Raw genomic sequence first — 18998 nt, 5'->3', positions numbered from 1 at the left:
AAAATAAATACTGCAATGATAAACTGCCCCTTTTCTGCCAGTATTCTCTCAACCTTTGGCGGCGGTTTTGCAGAACGCAAAGTGCCGGCATGCAGATTGATTTTATTGAAATATATTTTGGGATTATGTTAAGAACTTAAAGATAATACAGATTAGAAGCGGCGGAACCGGGCCTTGTTCCGGCCCGATTCCCGCCAAATATTAATTGCTCTTATTTCTCATATAAAAACCGTTCCGGAAGCTCCACATGAAAATCCTTTTCCAGAGATCTGAAATTGTCCGGAGTGATCGTCTGCAGCTTGGTGGGGCTCATGGAAAGCACCTTGATCAGTATTTCTGCGGATTTTTCCACCGTATGCATGAGTCCGAAGGTCAGGTCAAAGTCTTCCCCTGAGCAGAACATACCGTGATGCGCCCAGATCGCCACATTATATTTCTCCATCAGTTTGCTGGTCTCTATGGCGATGTCCCGGCCGCCCGGCACCATCCATCCGATCACGCCGACCCCTTCGGGGAACACCACAGGGCATTCTGTGGCCATCTCCCAAAGCTCTCTCGTGAACACCTCATCCGTCAGCGGCAGCACAAAGGTCAGCGCGATGGTATTGGTGGTATGGGCATGATAGATCACACGGTGCCTGCCGCCTGTCACGCGTTTCTTCACCTCATGGTTCATCAGATGGGTGGGCAGCTCGCTGGTAGGCCCGCCGCCTTCCACCAGACCCCAGCGGATGCGGTAATTTTCCCCGATATCGTCCAGCTCTATGATTGCAACGCAGACCTCCGGATCCACGCTGATGTTACGGAAATATTTTCCCGTTCCGGTCACCATGAAAAATTCGCCTGCCAGGCCGGGCACGCTGGTGCCGATGGGCGTCCAATCGCCGGGCGCATTTAAACGGGCGCGTATGGACTCCACCTCTGACTCCTTGAGGCGGTAGGACAGGTTGCCGCCGTTTCTCTCATGCCAGCCCTGCTTGTACCCATCATCAGCCATCTTTATAAATCCCTGTACAAACTTTGATTCAAGAATTCTCATCGCATTTCCTCCTAGAATTAAGCCATACTTTCCGTCTGCCGTCCCCCACTGATTTCCCGGAGACAGCTTCACTGCTTTTAATGTACACTATTTATTTCCAAAAAACAACTATAATCGAATTCAAATGTTTTTACTAACGTTTTTTACAATTATATCACCCAATTTTTTCAATTTGGATGTATAATATAAATATTGGATAACCCTCCATTTTCTGCTGCGGACGCAGCAGGGCACAGATAATATTTTAGGAAAGGTCGTGGTAATCTATGAAATTTGACATGCATTGCCATGTAAAAGAGGGTTCCATCGATTCCAAAGTCGCGCTGTGTGATTATATCCGCCAGCTGAAGGAACAGGGGTTTGCAGGGATGCTGGTGACGGATCACGACAGCTATGACGGCTTTCGCAAATGGAAATACGAACTGAAATATGATGACGTCTTCAGCGGGTTTGATGTGATCAAGGGAATTGAATATGATACCCGGGATGCGGGACACATGATCATCGTCATGCCTGACAATCTGAAGCTGCGCATCCTGGAGGTGCGCGGCCTGCCCATTGAAGTGCTGATCGATGTGATCCATAAGCACGGCGGCATCATAGGTCCCGCGCATCCCTGCGGAGAAAAATACTTAAGCATTATGAATACCGGCCGTTTCCGCAAGGACGACAGTATCATAGAGAAATTTGATTTCGTTGAGGCGTTTAATGCCTGCGAAGGCAGCGTATCCAACGAGAAGGCACAGGCTCTGGCGGAGAAATACGGCAAGGTGCAGTTCGGAGGCAGCGATTCCCATAAGTCCGCCTGCGTAGGCACCGCTTACACGGAACTGGACGTGCCGGTACACACGGCGGCTGATCTCATAAAAGCCGTAAAGGAACGCAGGATCTCCGGCTGCGGAGGCACGCTGTACCGGCACACCACCAGGCAGAAACTGGGAAGGCTTTATTCCGTGCCCATACATGCTTTTTATTTCTTTAATAAAAGCGCGTGTCTGGTCAAATGGAAAAAGCGGCGCCGTCTCTCCAATCAGGAAACCTGATACATGCAGGAAAGAATCCCGCTCGCGGGATTCTTTCCTGCGGCGGGCCGCTTCAGCGACATCATTCCATTCCGCCGCAGTGCGTTCCTGCCCGGAGGGCTTTTTTGTTCTATAGGCCGTATTTTCCTTGGTATATCCTATAACACAATCTTTTTAAGTTCTGAAAATTCCTTCATGGAATAGTCCGCGATGCCGCAGTCCGCAGCGTCCCCGATAGCGGCGCAGTCCATGCCTGCGGCCTTTGCCGCCTCCACGCCCGCTCTGGCATCCTCCACCACAAGGCAGCCGGCAGGATCTGCCCCGGCAAATTCTGCCGCCTTTAAAAACACCTCCGGGTCCGGCTTAGACCTGCTGATATTATTGCCGTCGCTGACAGCGTCAAAGAAATCCGCCAGCCCCAGCCGGCTTAATATAAATCTCGTGTTTTTGCTGGACGATCCGATGGCCAGCGTGATCCCACGGCGCTTAAGCTCTTCCAAAGTGTCTTTGACTTCACAGCTCAAATCATCGGGCGTCATCTCCTTGAGCAGTTCCTTATAATATTCATTTTTCTCGGCGGCCAGACGCTCTTTTTCCTCTGCCGTCAGAACCCCTTCATACTTCTCCAGAATTATTTCCAGGCTGTCCATGCGGCTCACACCCCGCAGCCGGTTATTGATGTTCTGATTAAACTCGATCCCCAGACTGTCCGCAATCCTTTTCCACGCCTGATAGTGGTAGTGGTCCGTATGGCAGATCACTCCGTCCAGGTCAAATATCACCGTATGGTAATTCATTATTCCTATACTCCGTTCCTTATTTATTCTGACTCCGAAACTGAACCGGCGTCATCCCATAGGCCTTCTTAAACAGGCGTATGAAGTGTTCTACATTATCATAGCCCACGCTCTCCGCAACGGACTCCACCGTCTGTCCGGATTCCTTGAGCAGTGTTCTGGCCTTTTTCATCCGCGCCTTTTTTACTGCATCCTGGAAGGTCATGCCGGACTTCGCCTTTATATATCTGGACAGATACGGCTTGGAGAGGTTAAACTGCTCCGCCAGCACATCCAGCGTCACATCGTAATAGTGCTTCTGGATGTAGTTCATGATATCCACAATCCTCTCCTCCCTGCCCTCCTTCACATTCTCGCTTTTGGCCAGCTTATTGACAGCGGATACCAGCGCCGCGATGGAGCTCTTGATGATATCCTCATCGATGCCCACACCCCAGTACATCTTTCCGCGGCATACAATGCCCACATAAGCGGCGGCTTTAGAGGACGAACCTCTGGAAATCGCATGCTCCTCATACTCGGTCAGCTCGTAGCTGATGCCGAAATACATTTTAACCGCGTTGCTGACCGCATCCAGACGGCCGTTCCCGGAGGTCTCAATCACGCGTCTCTCTTTGTCCTGCTCTATGGTCACCTCCGCGGTGATACCATTATTCTGTTTGAAATGGACTTCCGCCACATTAAAGATATCGGTCTGGTTGATATAATGCTCCTCGAAGATGCGGTAGATATCCTTGGGAACCAGCTCCTGATGGCGCTGATCGGATACCCCTTTGATCAGATAGCCCACCTCTTCTTTCATCTTATCCGGCATGGAGATGCCAAAATTCTGTTTCAGTATAAAGGCAACGCCGCCCTTGCCGGACTGGCTGTTGATGCGGATGACGTCGGATTCGTACTCCCGGCCCACGTCCCTGGGATCGATGGGCAGATAAGGGACCGTCCAGCGGCCGTCGCTCTTTCCCTCTTCCCACCAGGCCATGCCCTTGGAAATCGCATCCTGATGGGAGCCGGAAAATGCGGTGAACACCAGGTCTCCCGCATAGGGCGTCCTCTCATACACCTTCATGCCGGTCAGCAGCTCATAGGTCTCCCGGATCTTGGCAATATTGGTGAAATCCAGTTCGGGGTCCACACCGTGGCAGAACATATTCATCGCCAGCGTCACGATATCCACATTACCGGTCCTCTCCCCGTTACCGAACAGAGTCCCCTCGATGCGGTCCGCTCCGGCCAGCACGCCGAATTCCGCATCGCTGATGCCGCAGCCCCTGTCATTATGGGGATGGACGCTCAGCACAACCGCATCCCTGTACTTCAGGTGCTTATGGATATACTCCACCTGTGTGGCGAACACATGGGGCATTGCCACCTGGACCGTTGTGGGTATGTTGATGACGGCTTTATGCTCAACGTCCGGCTGCCACACATCCAGCACGGCGTTGCATACCTCGACGGCATAGTCCACTTCCGTGCCCGGAAAGCTCTCCGGGCTGTACTCGAATGTGAAATTGCCCTCTGTCTCCTCCGCCAGGCTCTTTAACAGCTTAGCACCGTCCACAGCCAGCTTTTTCACCTCTTCTTTGCTCTTACGGAATACCTGCTCCCGCTGCGCGACGGAGGTGGAATTATAGAGATGTACGATGGCGTGGGGAGCGCCCTTTACAGCCTCAAAGGTCTTTCTTATGATATGTTCCCTGGCCTGGGTCAGCACCTGGACCGTCACATCCTCCGGGATCATGTTCTGCTCGATCAGCGCCCGCATGAAATTATACTCGGTATCCGATGCCGCGGGAAATCCCACTTCGATTTCCTTAAAGCCGATTTCCACCAGCATCTTAAAAAATTCCAGCTTTTCATCCAGCCCCATGGGCTCCACCAGCGCCTGGTTTCCGTCCCTTAAGTCCACGCTGCACCAGATCGGCGCTTTCTCGATTTTCTCCTTCTTCACCCAGTCATAGGTTGCCTCCGGAGGCATAAAATAAGATCTTCCATATTTTCCTTCTGCTTTCATATTCTCCTCTTTTCTGCGCCGGTGCGGCGCGCTGCTTCCCTGGCCTGTTACGAATTTACCCATCTCACGGCAAATGGGCACGTTTTCAACAGAACTAAAAAAATCCCCATAAAAATGTTATCAGGTATAAACACTTTTATAGAGACGTAAATTTAAGCTTACGCGGTACCACTCTATTTCACGGCGCGATGCCGTGCACTCTAAGACACTGTCATGTCCCTTCCCCTTCCTACGGCGGGATATCCGTCCGAACCTACACAACCGCGCGCCCCGCAGCCTTCAGCCGGCAGCTCCGAGGCCAGTTCACCGCTTTCTCCCGACTGCCTCGCACCAACCGGCAGTTCTCTGCTTCCCCGAAATACGGTTACTTTTCCTCATCTTCGCTTTTCCGCTTTATTCTGTTTTGTAAATTGTAACACAGTTTTGCGGGCCGCGCAAGGTGTGTATTTAATCTATTTAATTGATCTTTTTTGTCTGTCTAAAATAGGACCGGACAATATTCCCGCCCTTTATGAGGTCCTGCCGGGGCCGTTCCGTAAAGGCTTCAATGCTTACCCCGCCGTCATACCCGTTAAGCTTCAGCAGCTTGAAGAACCGTTCGTATTCCGGTATGTTTTCCGCAGGAAAACTCCGGCCTTCTGGGCTGGCAAAATGCACATGGATGATCTTTCCGCCATTCTCTTCCAGAGAGGCATAGCTGTCCTTCTCCACAGCAAAATGGTAGAAGTCCACAAGAAGCCCCACCTGGGGGCTGCCAACCGCATCCATGAGCCTGCGCCCTTCCGCCAGGCTGCATATGATATTGCTTTCCTTCCGGTTCAGGGGCTCAATGGCAATGCGGATTCCCGCGGGCCCAGCATAGCGCGCCGCCATCCGGAGGGCGCTTACAATCTGTTCAAACGCGCGGTCCTCCGGGAACCCTGCGGGCACATTTTTTGCGCCGCTGCTGCCAAAGACTATAAACCGGCTTCCCAGCAGCTCCGCCCGTTTTACCGCCCTCTTGGTATACTCCTCCGCCTTCTCTGACGATACTTTTTCTCCGGTCAGCCGGACGGATGCCGGATAGAAATTATTGCAGCATCTGCACGGCAGCGCCGCTCGCTTAAGAAGTACCCGCAATTCCTGAAACTTTTCTTCATCCAGCTCCATCACCTGCGCCAGAGGAAGCTCGGCATAATCATATCCGGCCTCCTTTATAAGAGGGATATATCTGCTGCCGGTGGGATCGGCAGCATTTCCCAGCATATTGATACAGCATCCCAGTTCCATTCTACATCCTTTCCGGCTTCAGCTCTGCCAGCCCATCCTCTCACCGCTTTACTTCCACCTGTTCCTTTTCCTCATAATAGCGGAGAATGGCGCTGTGGTCGCATTTTTCCAGCCCCTCGTCTTTCAGATGATTCATCATTCCCAGAACAGCCTGGGTCAGAGGCAGTTCCATATCCACCGCCTGTGAGGCGTTTACCGCATTTTTCAGATCTTTTATATGAAGCTCAATGCGGAAACCCGGATCAAAGCAGCGGTCCAGCATCATGGGAGCCTTTGCGTTCATAACTGTGCTCCCGGCAAGCCCTCCCTTTATGGCGTTGTATACATTTTCAGGATTCACTCCGGACTTGGCCGCCAGCACGAGCGCCTCCGAGAGGGCTGCGATGTTTACCGCCACAATGATCTGATTCGCCAGCTTGGTCATATTGCCGCTGCCGATGGGCCCGGTCAGCACCACCGAGGCGCCCATCTTTTCCAGCACCGGCTTCACCTGTGCAAATACCTCTTCTTTCCCACCGCACATAAAGGAAAGCGTGGCATCCTTTGCCTTGGGTTCCCCTCCGCTCACAGGCGCGTCTATCATCTCTCCGCCCGCAGCGGACACCGCCTTTTCCAGCTCCACAGATACGCCGGGATCGATGGAGCTCATATCCACGACGATACTGCCGGGTTTCATGCCCTCCAGCACGCCGTTCTTCCCCATAAGCACTTCCTTCACCTGGGGGGAATTGGGCAGCATCGTGAGGATCATACCGCTGTTTTCGGCAGCCTCCCTGGGGGAGCTGCAGCGCTTTCCGCCCGCCTGTGCCACCTCCTCTGCCGCCGTCTCATTGATATCATATATGTTCAGGGAAAAACCTGCTTTCAGCAGATTCTTTGCCATGGGCTTTCCCATGATTCCAAGTCCTATAAATCCGATCATTTCACGCCTCCTGCATTATTTTCATAATTTTTTTCAATATTCCGGCGCTGTCCAAGCCGTAACAGGCCAGCAGCTCTTCGTGGGAGCCTGCGGACTGGCCGAATACATCCATCACCGCCACGCATTCCACAGGCAGTGCGGATCCTCTAAGGATATAAGATACCAGCATGCCGAGTCCGCCGCGGATGCTGCATTCCTCGCACACGACCACACCCTTTTTCCCGCTTACCAGGGCTTTCACCGCATTTTCATTCAGCGGCTTTACCGTGGGGACATGGATCACACTCACGCTGATGCCCTCGCGCCCGGCCTCCAATGCCGCCTTTAACGCCTCTTGCGCCAGTATACCATGGGTGAATACCGCCACGTCCTCCCCCTCGCGAAGCACTACCGGTTCCCCGATCCTGTACTGAGCGCCGGCAGGAAACACATCCGCCACATCGTTTCTGCTAAGCCTGATATAGCAGGGCCCTTCCACGGCGGCAGCCGCCCGCACTGCCATCCTCACCTCCGGGCCGTCGCAGGGAGTAAATACCGTCATATTGGGCACAGCACTCATGAGCGCCACATCGTCCACAGCCTGATGCGTAGCCCCGTCTCCGAAGTCTGACAGGCCGCTGCTGCTGCCTGCAATCTTCACATTCAGCTCAGCCGTGGCTATGCTCTGGCGGATCTGATCATAAGCTCTTCCGGCCGCAAATACCGCAAAGGTATTGGTGAATGCAATTTTTCCGGTCAGTGCCAGGCCACCGGCAAAGCTGGTCATATTCTGCTCCGCAATTCCCATCTCAAAATACCGGCCGGGAAATCTTTCTTCAAACATACAGCTCATGGTAGACCTTCCCAGATCCGCCTCCAGCACCACGATGTCCGGATTCTCTTCCCCCAGCTCCACAAGGGCCTTCCCGTATTCGCTTCTCTGATTATGGATGTTCATGCGATTCCCCCCTTTTTGAGAGCTGACAGAGCTTCTTCATACTGTTCCTGCGTCAGCGCTTTGTTGTGATATCCCGCCTCTCCTTCGGCAAATGGGATCCCTTTGCCTTTTACCGTATCGGCTACAATGGCTGTTGGTTTGCCTTTTATCTCATCCGCCCGGTCAAATGCGGCTGCCAGAGCGCCCACGTCATGTCCGTCCGCAGTTATCGTCTCCAGGCCAAATGCCCTAAGCTTCTCCTCTATGGAACCGATCGGAAATCTCTCCTCGGTTCTTCCGGTGGCCTGCAGGCCGTTGCGATCTATGATCACCCGCAGATTATCCAGCCTGAACTTGGCGGCTGACAACAGGGCTTCCCAGATCTGGCCTTCCGCCAGTTCACCGTCCCCGACCGCCACATACACTTTGGCATCAATCCCGTTAAGCCGCAGTCCGGCCGCCATGCCCGAAGCCAGAGATACCCCCTGTCCTAAGGATCCCGTGTTGGCTTCAATGCCAGGCAGCTTTCTCATATCCGGATGCCCCTGCAAACTGCTGCCGAGGCACTTCAGCGTACGGATACTGGACTCCTTATCAAAATAGCCGCATTCCATCAGCGCCGCATACTGCACGAGCGCCGCATGCCCTTTGCTTAAAATAAATCTGTCCCTGTCCCTCATCCGCGGATTTTTGGGGTCATGCCTCATTTTATAGAAATACAGAACCGCCGTGATTTCCGCCATGGAGCAGGAGCCGCCAATATGGCCCGCTTTTCCAACGCCGATCATCCTGACCACATTCTCCCTGATCGCACGCGCTCTTTCATTTAATTCCTGCCGCATCTTCTCTTCCAGCATTTCTTTCCGCCCTTCCGAGTCACATCTGCTCCAGCATCTGCCGCACTCTCTGAAATCCGGTCTCTCCGCTGTTATATACGGGAACCGCCGTGTCCTTCAGATCAGGCGCCAGCGCCGACATGGACAGCTGGGCCATTACGATACAGTCCACCTTTTTTGAGAGCTTATCCACCGCATCCACCAGGATCTCATTGTGCCGCGCGATGTCGCCTCTCGAATACGCTTCAAAAGCTTCCGGACACAGTACCGTCTTTCTCTCAATGCTGGCTTTGGCTTCTGCGGCCGCGATATCCAGCAGCCGCTCCGAGGACGGCACCGTTGTGGCCAGCGTGGCGAGAAGCCCGATCTTCCTGCCGTTTTTCACGGCCAGCTCCATCATTGGCCGGTCGATCTGGGCGATGGGGGTGTCCACAAGAGGACGGCCCAGTTCGGCCGCGTAGTTGAAGGTGGAGCATGCCAGCAGGATCAGATCCGCACCGGCCTCCTCCAGGTTATGGGCATACTGTGCGAATTTGTAATAGTTGACCTTGGGTATAACTCCCGCACCTGCCCGGATGTTGTCCCTCTGTATGGTATCGTCACACAGATGCATGATCTGAACCTCCGGGATATACCTCTCTATGTAGGGCTCCATTGCCTTGATCGTTATATGGGATGCGTGGATGATTCCCAGTGTTTTTTCAGACAGATTCTGTTTCATGATGTTTTCTCCCTTCTAATTGTCATTGCGCCTGAACACCAGGCAGGATACGCCATGGGCGGGCATATCAAATTCCAGCGCTGCCCGCCCGTCTGCGGCCTGCATCACGCTGTCGGGACACAGTTTCTCCAGCCCGTCCCGCTTCTTGATAGCCTCGTACTGTTCCCCTTCCGGAAACAGCGGGCACCCCTGTCTCACCCATTCCGCATAGGGATTGGAGTGCTCTACATCGATGCGGTAGTGCTCCACCGCATATTCCCCGTCTTTAAGGCCGTCCACTTCAAGCGTTATCCTGTTTATCTCCCTGTGGTCCCGGTCATTGTGGTGGCTGGCGATGACAGTCTGTATCTCGCCGCCATTTCCTCTTACCGCAAATCCCGTCACCCAAGTCTCTTCGCCTTCTCCGGTATATCTGGACGTTTTCTGAACTTTCTGCGGATCCGGCCGCTTCGCTTTATCACACTCAAAACCTAATTTCTCATTCCCGAGCATCCCATAGATCTTGAAGAGGTTAAACACCGCTTTATCGATGCCCTGGGTGGTAAATGTCCTGGTGCCCTCAAAGCACCTCTCTCCCGGGAACAGAAAGGCCCATGCCAGAGGGCGCACCTTCATGCCGTATTCGGCGCTTAACCGGTCGATCTCTGCATAGGACGACGCTACATAGGAGGCGTAATATTCCGTATTGCGGAAGATCATATTGGCGTTATCGTACACGCCGCCTGCCGCCCATCCGTCAGGGTCCGCCTCGGACAGCACCACTTCCCGATCCTGATATCCGTATTCCTTAATGATATCAAGCCCCAGCTTCACCTGATGGATCAGGCTTTCCACGGAAGGGTTCTCCTTTGGCGCATGCATCTGGAAGGGGAATCCCCCGCCCTTGGCGTGAAACGTGATAAAGTCAAGCCGGGTTCCCTTTTCCTGCGTGCAGTAATTCGCTCCTCTGCGGCAGTGGTCCAGGAAAAACCGCATGAACTTCTGGGCATGCCCGCCTTCAAATATGCCGGTCACGGCCGGGCCGGACAGCCGTGCTCTCTTTGCAGCGCCGTGCAGCGCATGTTCGGTATAGTCATAGAGCCGGCAGTACTCCGCCGCGGTTCCGTTCCAATAGAAGATATCCGGCTCGTTCCAGAGCTCAAAATACCACGCCGCGATTTCCTCTTCCCCATATCTTTCGGTCAGGTGCTCCGCCACCGTTTTGATAAACTCATGCCACTTGTCATAATCCTTGGGCGGGCACGTCCAGCCCGTATCCTTATACTGGTTATAGCTGTCCCAGTTGCCCTTCACCGGTTTGAGATAGTTGGTATCCGCCAGGTCTTTGGGCATAAAGCCCAGTTCTATAAAAGGCTTGTTGCCGCTGTCTAAAATGGCGTCCAGGATCCTGTCATAATAGGTAAAATCATAGACCGGCCTGCCGTTTTCATCCTCCCAGTATATGTTGGTGGAACCGAATTTATAGGTTCCATGGCAATTGCCCGTGCAGAACATGAAATGCGTCCGGACATAATAGGGCGCGTCTTTTAAGGCTCCGAATTTTGCGAGCAGCTCCTTTCCCTCCGGCGTATAGCTGTAGTTGCACTCATCGTAGCCGATGTAGCGCCAGAGGTGTTCCTGTACGCCTCCCGCAGTCGCCGCGTTTACCTTCACATTCACTGTTTTGCTCATTTCATTTTCCTCCGTCATTTTATTCTTTCAGTCCGGGACTTTTCCCGATGGATACATGGCCCTTTTACAGACTACTCCAGCCGCCTAAGCGTATCTCTGGCAATCAGCGCCGGCTGCAGGATCACCCTCTTGTGAAAACCTTCCTCCGCCGGGCTCTGAGCCGCCCGGTCCATGAGCGAAAAGCACTCGGCGATCATCATATTGGCATCCAGGCAGTAGGTTGTGAGCGCCGGCGAAAACTGCCCGGCAAGCGGGATATTGTCCACGCTTAGGACCGATATCTGATCAGGCACTTCAACACCGTGAGCTTTCATCGCCTGGATCAGGCCTATGGCCATCCAGTCGTTAGCCGCAAATACGGCGGTATAGCCCTCAGCCCTGGCTAACCGTTCCACCTGTTCGGCCAGTTCATAGCCCCCCATGAAATTCATCTTGCTTTCCAGCACTGTGAGCTCCATCCCGTTCTTTCTGGCGCTTCTGATAAAACCGTTCTTGCGGTAGAGCGCCGATGCGTATTTGTCCGGTCCGGTAATATGTATCACCCTTTTATGTCCGTATGAATCCAGCACCTTAGCCGCATTCAGCCCGATCCGGAAATGGTCAAAATAGATCTGGGCAAATTCATCCTGATTCGGATAATTTTCAAAAGATATAATCCTTGGATATGCGTCTTTGATTTTCTCCAGATCCGGTTCCTCAAACTTCCCGATCATCAGGACCGGCGATATCATATCCCCGTTTTTCAGTGTCTCAAGTGTGAGCGGAATCATGTTGACGCTGTTTTTAGCGGCATAATTGGTCAGCTCCATCAAAAGCCGGTTATAAAACGGATCGCTGAATTTAATATCCGGCGAACAGATCAGATTCATATATTTGTTTTTCACAATCGGGGCGATATAGGTGCCCTTTCCCTCATACTTGATCAGCAGCCCTTCCGAAACCAGCTGGCCGATCACCTCCCTGATGCGCTGCCGGCCGGCACAGAACCGCTGCTCCAGCCTTCGCTCCGACTCGATTTTGATCAGCCGGTCCGTCTGGAGCCCGGCGAATTCTTTTCTCATCAGATCGGCCAGCTCTCTGTTATCCTGATTCATTGTCATATCCACCTGCTTTCTCTATCGGACAGGCGCAAATACCGCCTTTTGTGCATTTTGTCCATAGTGTTCTCAAAAAAGCCGTTGTGCATTTTTTATAGTTTCCGCATTTGGTTTAACCCAAAACGAGATTTCTATTGGTAAGATTTGTGCATTTTTACTGTTTGCAGTAGTAATTCCGCATAATTTCAGCCTTTATTATATGGATTTGTATAGTCATTTTTAACAAAAGTATAGCAAAGGTCTTGAATATTGTCAATCCACTTTTTATACAATAGAGCGTGTCGTGTCTGAAAATTGCTTTCCGTAAGATGTGCGTCACACATTGTGGAAATGAATTTCAAAACACGCTCTAACAAAAGGGGGCCGCCGCCCTGCCGGTTGATCAGCCGGTAAAGCGGCGGCCCCCAAAAGGCGCCTCAAAAAGTATCTATAAATTTATCCCCTTCCAGATAGGCAATCATATTGAGCACAAGGAAATTCCAGTTTTCAAACCCGCAGGTCACGATGGGTTCTCCGGTATCCGGATGATAATACTCATGCAGACACCCGTTTTTCTCCAGATCCCGTCCGAACAGCTCCACCGTCCTTTCACACAGCTCCCGCGCATCCTCTTCAAATCCATAGCGGTGCAGCCCGGAAAATACCATGAAGTTGCTGATTCCCCATACCGGTCCCAGCCAGTTGGACGGATTGTTGCTGGCCCTTAAGTCATACATCTTCTCCAGCCTGGACAGCGTGCGGATGCCGTATCGGCAATGGAATGTGCGGTCATCCCTGTATCGCAGAAGCATCCTTCCCGCCTGTTCTGCGGATGCTATGCCCGCCCACATCGGCAGGAAACTGCTCCAGCTGTCCACGCGCAGCAGAATACCGTCCCAGGTCCGGGGAGCCCCCTGATGCAGCCAGTCCGAGGGATCTATGGGCCTTAAGCAGAGATCCACACTGTAATAGGTGCCGTCCCGCTCATCCCAGCAATGCGTGTTCACCGCGTCAGCGAGATCCGAAGCGTAGTTTCTCCAGCGGTTCGCATGATCCATATCTCCAGACAGCTCCAGCAGATACCCCAGAGCCAGCATCTCCCGGTACAGCAGGCTGTTCAGATAGATTGACGCACAGCTCTTCTCCGGCCGGTAATAGACGGACGGGTCGTTGTCCACGCCCACTGCAAAATCATCCTGCCAGTAGGCCAGGCCGGTGGACGCATGCATATGGTTTTCGCGGTAGCGGTTTAAAAATTCTTCCAGCTGCGGCAGCAAGGGCTTCACCCACGATACGTCCCCGCGGTTTCTCTGTACGATGGACGCCGCATGCATCGCCAGCACCGGCTTATGCATATTGTCATCGTAAGGGCCGCGGCCGGGCAGCCTGCGCTCCATGATTTCCTCGCTTGTGATGCAGATCGGCATGATGCCGTCCTTCATATGGTCCAGGAAATTGCGTATGCAGCCCTGTTCATAGATGAGATATCTGCCCTGTTCCCCTGTCTCCTGTTCCACCTGGCCCAACGCGATGCTCACCAGCCAGGAATCCCAGTCCCACAGCGCTTTGGAATAAAAGGGGCAGGTGGGCTCACTGGGGACCACATAGGGGTACTTCAGCAGCCCCTGCGCCTCCCGCGTCATACCCCCGCAGTTTTTTAAAATAAACTCTTTCAGTTCCGAACTATAGCGATCCATTTTTTTCTGTCTCTCCTCTCGGAATATTGGCTTGATGAGTCGATTATAACAGGCCGCAGCGCGGTTTTCAACTGTTAACGGCTTTATCGGCAGCCAAGAACAGCAACCGTATATCCGTTCAGATTATACAATAAAATTCCGGCGCCGTAAACAGACCCTGCGGCAGTGTCACAAACGCCTCGCTCCACATAGAGCCTTCCGTCACAAAGCTGCCGGGCCCATAGCCGTCCACCAGCGCAGGCAGCATATGAAGCGGTCCGAATGTATTTCTCCTGGTGAGCACCGTCTCAATCTCAAGCTTCCCTCCATTTGCGATTAATTCGGTGATCTCTGCCTCATACGGAGGAAAACAGATCAGCTTTTCCGCCGAACCGCAGCGCAGCCCCACGCAGGAGCCGGCAAATCCCGGAACCGCGGCGGCCACTCTCCTGCCGGCCCAGTCCGCGGGAATGTCCATGAGGTATACCAGCTTTCCCGAGTAAAAGAGCAACCCCTGCTCTGTGATGTCCCCCAGCCGGATGCTCTCGGGAAGCGCAGTGAGCACAGGATACATCCTTTCGCTCTCCCGCTCCGCAGTGACACCAAAGCTTCCCAGCAGATAGACGGCTTCCAACCCACTGGTGCTATGATAGCTGACGGTGATCTCCACCTGATTTTCGCCGTATTTCAACAGCTTCCGGCTCACGGTCAGGCGGTCGAAACAGATGTCGATCCATTTGCCGCGGGACTCTCTTAAAAGCTCCTCCCCGTTCACCCTAACCGAACCCGTATGCTCCAGATCCTCCAGCACCAGCTCGATATCATCCTGCGGCACGGTCTCAACCGTAAAGCAGAACCTCTGCACAGCCTTGCAGACAGGTTTGTCCGTGTCGGAGCGATACTTCCTCGCATACCATGGCTGAAGCATCTCCCCGCCTCTTGCCGATATGTTGAAGTGCTCCCTGAGTGCCCGGTCAGCCTTAAGGATCTCCTGCTCCGGAATCACCGTTCCGTCGGGCAGCTCTACCCGGGCCCTGTCCAATACGCAGACGTTCGGCTCCTCCAGGCGGTATTTCCATTTCTCCGGATAAACGGTATTCAGGCGCTCTCTCTTCTCTGCGGCCGGAGACTGCCCGTTTTCCATCCCTGTCCCCGGCTCCGGTTCAGAACTGCATCCCGTTCTCAGCACATACAGTCTCGATTCCCCCGGAGCGAACGATGTTTTGAGCAGGCACCTTCCGCCAGCCGTTACGGCGTGCTCTGCCCTGCGCTCTCCGGTCATCGGATCCCATCTCGTTACAGCCGTACCCTGTCCAAGATCGATCGTCAGACCCGGTCTCGGGCGGTCCCGGTCTGTGTTTAACAGCATGACGCTTCTGTGTGCACCGTCCAACCGCCTTGTTTGAACGAATATCTCCCCGCTGCCCTCCCCGGTAACCCCTATCTCCCGTCCGCTCCTGCAGGCCGCGGCAATGGCGCCGGGTTCCAGCGCGATGCGGCAGGGGCGGCCTGATTCCGCAAATTTCACGGCTTTGTCGGAAGGTTCGGCATCCACATACTCCGGTACCCTGCCCGCAAAGACAACGCTGCCACCCTGGCCGGCAAACTCACAAAGCAGGGAAAGCGTCGTGTTTCGGACCGTATCGCATCCGGCCACCAGCACCTTTTTATATGCCTGCTTTCCGATATACAGGCATCCTCTTTCAACCCGTCCGAACCGGGCGATGTGATCTTCATCCCCGTAATCGAAATCGATCCTGTGGCCGGCCAGGCTGTGAAATACCTTTGCATATTGCTCTTCCAGCCTCTGTATTTCCGGATCCCGAGCGGACAGCCCATAAAACGCGCCGCTGTACGCTCTGGCCCACACGCTCTCGATAGGGCTGACCACCAGCAGCTCACATTCCGGCTCCCCCTCATCCATCAGCACGCCGATTCTGGCAAAATACGTCTCCAGCGCTTCATACTCCCGGTACCAGGCCGACTGGTGGAGAATGCTGGCCGGATAGTCTCTCTTTGCTTCCCCCTTCATGGTATACCAGGAAAGATGCGGGCAGCGGAAGTTCACTCCGAAAAGGCGCTGCCAGTCCCCTATATTTTTATAGGTGTTCAGGGATGTCTGCCATCCCGTGCATCCGTTCAGCTCCGAGAGCATCCATTTCTTATCCTGCTGTCTGGCCACCGATTCGATCTGTTTTGCAATCCAGTAACACCTGTTGCCGGATCCTAAGACATCCACGCCCGGCCTGTGCATATACTCGTAAAACCGCATCAGAGATCCCTGCATGACTGTCTGCGCACACAGGCAGTCCTCATGGAGCACGTGTCCGGTGAATTCCAGATGGTTTTCGCTGCACCAATCATACAGCGGTTTTGCAAAATTCTCCAGAAACAGTTCCTGGCAGAGCTCTATGTAATCCCATGCCGTTTTGGAAAGCGCTCTCTTGTCCTTTCGCAGGAACAGCTCCGGCAGCCTGCATTTCAGATCGTAACCGAACCTCTTCCTGAATTTGTCAAACAATCCGGGCGTATACGGAGCGGCGTTTTCCTTCCCATCCGAAAAGAATGTGAAGAGTGCGCCCCTGTGCGGTTCGTCGGTAAAAATACCGTATATTGATGCTCCAAATTTTTCCCCGCAATGCTTCCGGTATGCTTCATGTGTGGTTCTGATATAGGATTCCACCGCCTCACGGTTCATCGTATCCAGATATGTGTATCCGTTGTAATTATCGCTGCACTCGGGATGTTTTGCCGTAAAAATGAGAACCGTTTCCCCGTCCGAAGGCAGCTCGCCCTCCGCCAGCTCTCTTCCGTCCGTATAGGCCGTTCCTTCAAGTCTGCACGCATAGGTCAGAAGCTTTATTTCGCCGCCCGCGCATGTCTCATCCGCCCGCCCTATATATTCTCCGGCCGTTACGGTATGCATTACCATGTACCAGGAGCGGTATTTCTCCTCCTGTGTGACCATCCCGCCCGCAGACCCGGAAGGCCAGCGGTCCTCATCGTAAAGCCACGGCATGAGGCCCCGCTCCTTTCCGTATTCTGCACATCGGTTAATTAACCGGAACCACTCTTCACCTAAATACTCCGTCTCAAGCCCGGTGCGCGAATGCATGAAAAATCCGCCGAACCCCATTTCTTTCATAATATCTATCTGGCGCAGCAGTTCCTCTTCCTTCAAATCTCCGTTCCAGGCCCAGAACGGCATTGCCCTTTGTTTTGCATCCGGGCATTCAAACTGTTTTTGTAATTCCTCAAGCTTCATTGTGACCTCCCTCTTACTGATTACAGGATACTATATCTGTGCCTTTTTGTACATGATTTCATTTGGCTAAACCGCTTTAACCAAGTGCTATCAGGTCTTGAACAATAGATATCCTGACTGAAAAGGGACTGGGCGAGCATTATCACACTGCTCTTGCTGTTAAATCCCACTTTATCATTACCGGAAGTTATCTTGGAAAGATCTATGAATCGGACTTCCGCGATTCCAGTGGTGATGTCACGGCAATTCCCATTTATACCCTGTCCTTTGAGGAGTTCCTGCTTGCCTACGATTCTGCTTTATATGAAAAATATCAGGCTCTGTCATTGGACACCCCTGATTCAGGCAATATTTACACTCTCCTGAAGGAAACTTACGACATCTACTGCCAAGTTGGCGGATATCCGAAAGTAGTAGAGACCTATCTGGAGACACGCAGCTTTGAAAAGGCTCAGGGTGTCTTGATTAATCCAAAGCAGTCTGCAATCGGGCCATCAGCTGGCTGTATTTTTCCGGTATCATCGGTTTCTGTGCAAAGATTACGGAAATGGATATCCTGGATTTCAAGCCGGCAAGCCGATGCTACTTTATGGATCTCGGACTTGCAAACTACTATCTGACCTTGACGGGAACCGATGCGGCAACGCTTTCCGGTACCTTGAATGAAAACTTTGTTTATATCAATCTAAAGAAACGTCAGGACTTCCCTGCCGAGATTGCTTTTGAAACGCCTGACTTCGCCACCTACAAGGGCGGAGAGATTGATTTTGTAGCCCAGACCTTGAAAACTCGTATCCGCTATCTGATTGAAGTGAAGAAGACTAACTTATGAATGAATCCATGAACCAACTTATCAACCCCGGCAGTCCTACCAGATACCACTCACCCGCCATCTCAACCCTAGCCGGAATCCACACATCATTCAGTCAGAACTCAAATACCTCCCCGCAATGAATCCCGCCATAATTTACAGTCTCTCCATCGCACTCATAACAAAAATCGCACCTGCCACTTTCCTTGTCATAAAACAATGTCCCCTGTTTCATCGCCTGAACCTCCTTGTTATATCCAAACCAGAACGATAGAATGATTTTGAGGTGAACGATTATGCAAGTTCTTAAATCCCGCAAAGCCATTTATGGATCTGTGGTATCGGGCCAGCAGTAAATTTCCAGACTATAAGCTTCATCTTGTTTTCTTCGAGGATGACCATACCGGTATTTTATCTGTTATCTCTAAGCTTGGTATTAACTTTGATTTTCTGGTAGGTGTCTGCGATTCCAAAACATGGCTTTCTCACTGTAATCCGTTTCTTCCAGCAGCACACTTTATGACAAGAAAAGAACCTTGAAAAATCAGTATTTTCAAGGTTCTTAGAGAGGCGACGACCGGATTTGAACCGGTGGATACTGGTGTTGCAGACCATTGCCTTACCACTTGGCTACGTCGCCATATTTAATTATACTGCTCTATGGCTTTATCTAACATTATGCCATACAGCTCGGTTTTTATACCTAAAACTTTTCCGATGACTCCAGGGGGAATCGAACCCCCGTTACCGCCGTGAAAGGGCGATGTCTTAACCGCTTGACCATGGAGCCCTATTTGCTATTACAGCTTGCCTTTAACCTCACTGCCAAATAGCGACCGGATATTATGATATCATATTCTACGCTTATTTGCAAGCCCCAATTTAACTTTTTTCAATCCTTTTTTCAAGCACTGAAGTGAAAAGTTTATTTCCACTTTGAAGGGGGCAAAGTGGATTTTAATC

The 18998-nt window shown here is 52.5% G+C and carries 16 protein-coding genes, 2 tRNA genes, 1 pseudogene and 1 other annotated feature; of the genes and pseudogenes, 3 read left to right on the top strand and 16 right to left on the bottom strand.

What is annotated here, in order from left to right:
- Positions 1 to 211: 211 nt before the first annotated feature.
- Positions 212 to 1039, bottom strand: a complete 828-nt coding sequence (gene rhaD, locus DWZ56_RS22140) for a rhamnulose-1-phosphate aldolase (RefSeq protein ID WP_118558802.1) — start codon at positions 1037 to 1039, stop codon at positions 212 to 214.
- A 266-nt stretch (positions 1040 to 1305) separates the two neighbouring features.
- Between rhaD and DWZ56_RS22135 the strand changes: the two genes are divergently transcribed.
- Positions 1306 to 2082, top strand: coding sequence for a PHP-associated domain-containing protein (locus DWZ56_RS22135; RefSeq protein ID WP_118558801.1), 777 nt, complete (start codon positions 1306 to 1308; stop codon positions 2080 to 2082).
- Positions 2083 to 2219: 137 nt separating this feature from the next.
- On the opposite strand, the gene pgmB is transcribed toward DWZ56_RS22135, so the two are convergent.
- From pgmB to DWZ56_RS23390, 11 genes are all read right to left on the bottom strand, one after another.
- Positions 2220 to 2858: a beta-phosphoglucomutase gene (pgmB, locus tag DWZ56_RS22130; protein ID WP_118558800.1), complete on the bottom strand. Its 639-nt coding sequence runs from the start codon at positions 2856 to 2858 to the stop codon at positions 2220 to 2222.
- 19 nt (positions 2859 to 2877) lie between these two features.
- Positions 2878 to 4872: a 2-isopropylmalate synthase gene (locus tag DWZ56_RS22125; protein ID WP_118558799.1), complete on the bottom strand. Its 1995-nt coding sequence runs from the start codon at positions 4870 to 4872 to the stop codon at positions 2878 to 2880.
- A 137-nt stretch (positions 4873 to 5009) separates the two neighbouring features.
- Positions 5010 to 5262, bottom strand: a binding site (T-box leader).
- A 66-nt stretch (positions 5263 to 5328) separates the two neighbouring features.
- A complete protein-coding gene (locus tag DWZ56_RS22120) occupies positions 5329 to 6141 on the bottom strand; it encodes a sugar phosphate isomerase/epimerase family protein (RefSeq protein WP_118558798.1) in 813 nt (270 codons plus the stop codon).
- Positions 6142 to 6181: 40 nt separating this feature from the next.
- Complete coding sequence (gene garR / locus DWZ56_RS22115) at positions 6182 to 7063, bottom strand: 2-hydroxy-3-oxopropionate reductase (protein ID WP_118558797.1); 882 nt, start codon at positions 7061 to 7063, stop codon at positions 6182 to 6184.
- 1 nt (position 7064) lies between these two features.
- Complete coding sequence (locus DWZ56_RS22110; RefSeq protein WP_118558796.1) at positions 7065 to 8000, bottom strand: transketolase family protein; 936 nt, start codon at positions 7998 to 8000, stop codon at positions 7065 to 7067.
- The gene (locus DWZ56_RS22105; RefSeq protein ID WP_118558795.1) at positions 7997 to 8836 is read right to left on the bottom strand and encodes a transketolase; all 840 of its coding nucleotides are present in this window, start codon (positions 8834 to 8836) and stop codon (positions 7997 to 7999) included. Before DWZ56_RS22105 ends, DWZ56_RS22110 begins: the two co-directional genes overlap by 4 nt.
- Before the next feature lie 19 nt (positions 8837 to 8855).
- Entirely contained in the window at positions 8856 to 9536 is a 681-nt protein-coding gene (locus DWZ56_RS22100) for an aspartate/glutamate racemase family protein (protein ID WP_118558794.1), read from the bottom strand.
- 15 nt (positions 9537 to 9551) lie between these two features.
- Positions 9552 to 11207 carry a GH39 family glycosyl hydrolase gene (locus DWZ56_RS22095; RefSeq protein ID WP_158584695.1) on the bottom strand — a complete coding sequence of 552 codons (1656 nt, stop codon included), beginning with the start codon at positions 11205 to 11207 and terminating at the stop codon, positions 9552 to 9554.
- A gap of 71 nt (positions 11208 to 11278) precedes the next feature.
- Positions 11279 to 12301 (bottom strand): LacI family DNA-binding transcriptional regulator, encoded by a 1023-nt coding sequence (locus tag DWZ56_RS22090; protein ID WP_158584694.1) that lies wholly within the window; start codon positions 12299 to 12301, stop codon positions 11279 to 11281.
- Between the two features lie 419 nt (positions 12302 to 12720).
- Entirely contained in the window at positions 12721 to 13980 is a 1260-nt protein-coding gene (locus tag DWZ56_RS22085) for an MGH1-like glycoside hydrolase domain-containing protein (RefSeq protein WP_118558791.1), read from the bottom strand.
- A 118-nt stretch (positions 13981 to 14098) separates the two neighbouring features.
- On the bottom strand, positions 14099 to 17224 hold the full coding sequence (locus DWZ56_RS23390; RefSeq protein ID WP_118558790.1) for a hypothetical protein: 3126 nt from the start codon (positions 17222 to 17224) through the stop codon (positions 14099 to 14101).
- A 547-nt stretch (positions 17225 to 17771) separates the two neighbouring features.
- Here DWZ56_RS23390 and DWZ56_RS23885 point away from each other — a divergent pair.
- The gene (locus DWZ56_RS23885; protein ID WP_330424948.1) at positions 17772 to 18056 is read left to right on the top strand and encodes a DUF4143 domain-containing protein; all 285 of its coding nucleotides are present in this window, start codon (positions 17772 to 17774) and stop codon (positions 18054 to 18056) included.
- Here the strand turns inward: DWZ56_RS23885 and DWZ56_RS23555 are convergent.
- The gene (locus DWZ56_RS23555) at positions 18046 to 18141 is read right to left on the bottom strand and encodes a DUF5348 domain-containing protein (RefSeq protein WP_442911457.1); all 96 of its coding nucleotides are present in this window, start codon (positions 18139 to 18141) and stop codon (positions 18046 to 18048) included. The genes DWZ56_RS23885 and DWZ56_RS23555 overlap by 11 nt on opposite strands.
- A 9-nt stretch (positions 18142 to 18150) precedes the next feature.
- A complete protein-coding gene (locus tag DWZ56_RS23550) occupies positions 18151 to 18270 on the bottom strand; it encodes a DUF5348 domain-containing protein (protein ID WP_330424947.1) in 120 nt (39 codons plus the stop codon).
- Between the two features lie 71 nt (positions 18271 to 18341).
- Between DWZ56_RS23550 and DWZ56_RS23690 the strand changes: the two are divergent.
- A pseudogene (locus DWZ56_RS23690) lies at positions 18342 to 18554 on the top strand (LysR family transcriptional regulator); the annotation flags it as partial.
- Between the two features lie 49 nt (positions 18555 to 18603).
- On the opposite strand, the gene DWZ56_RS22060 reads toward DWZ56_RS23690, so the two are convergent.
- Together DWZ56_RS22060 and DWZ56_RS22055 are read right to left on the bottom strand one after the other, a co-directional pair.
- Positions 18604 to 18675, bottom strand: a tRNA-Cys gene (locus DWZ56_RS22060).
- Positions 18676 to 18753: 78 nt separating this feature from the next.
- Positions 18754 to 18825: transfer RNA gene (locus tag DWZ56_RS22055), tRNA-Glu, on the bottom strand.
- Between the last annotated feature and the right edge of the window lie 173 nt (positions 18826 to 18998).

It is taken from the genome of Lachnotalea sp. AF33-28 (genome assembly GCF_003477885.1).
GTDB lineage: Bacteria > Bacillota > Clostridia > Lachnospirales > Lachnospiraceae > AF33-28.
Note: the sequence above shows the minus strand (reverse complement) of the source record. Positions and strands in the feature narration are given on the sequence as shown.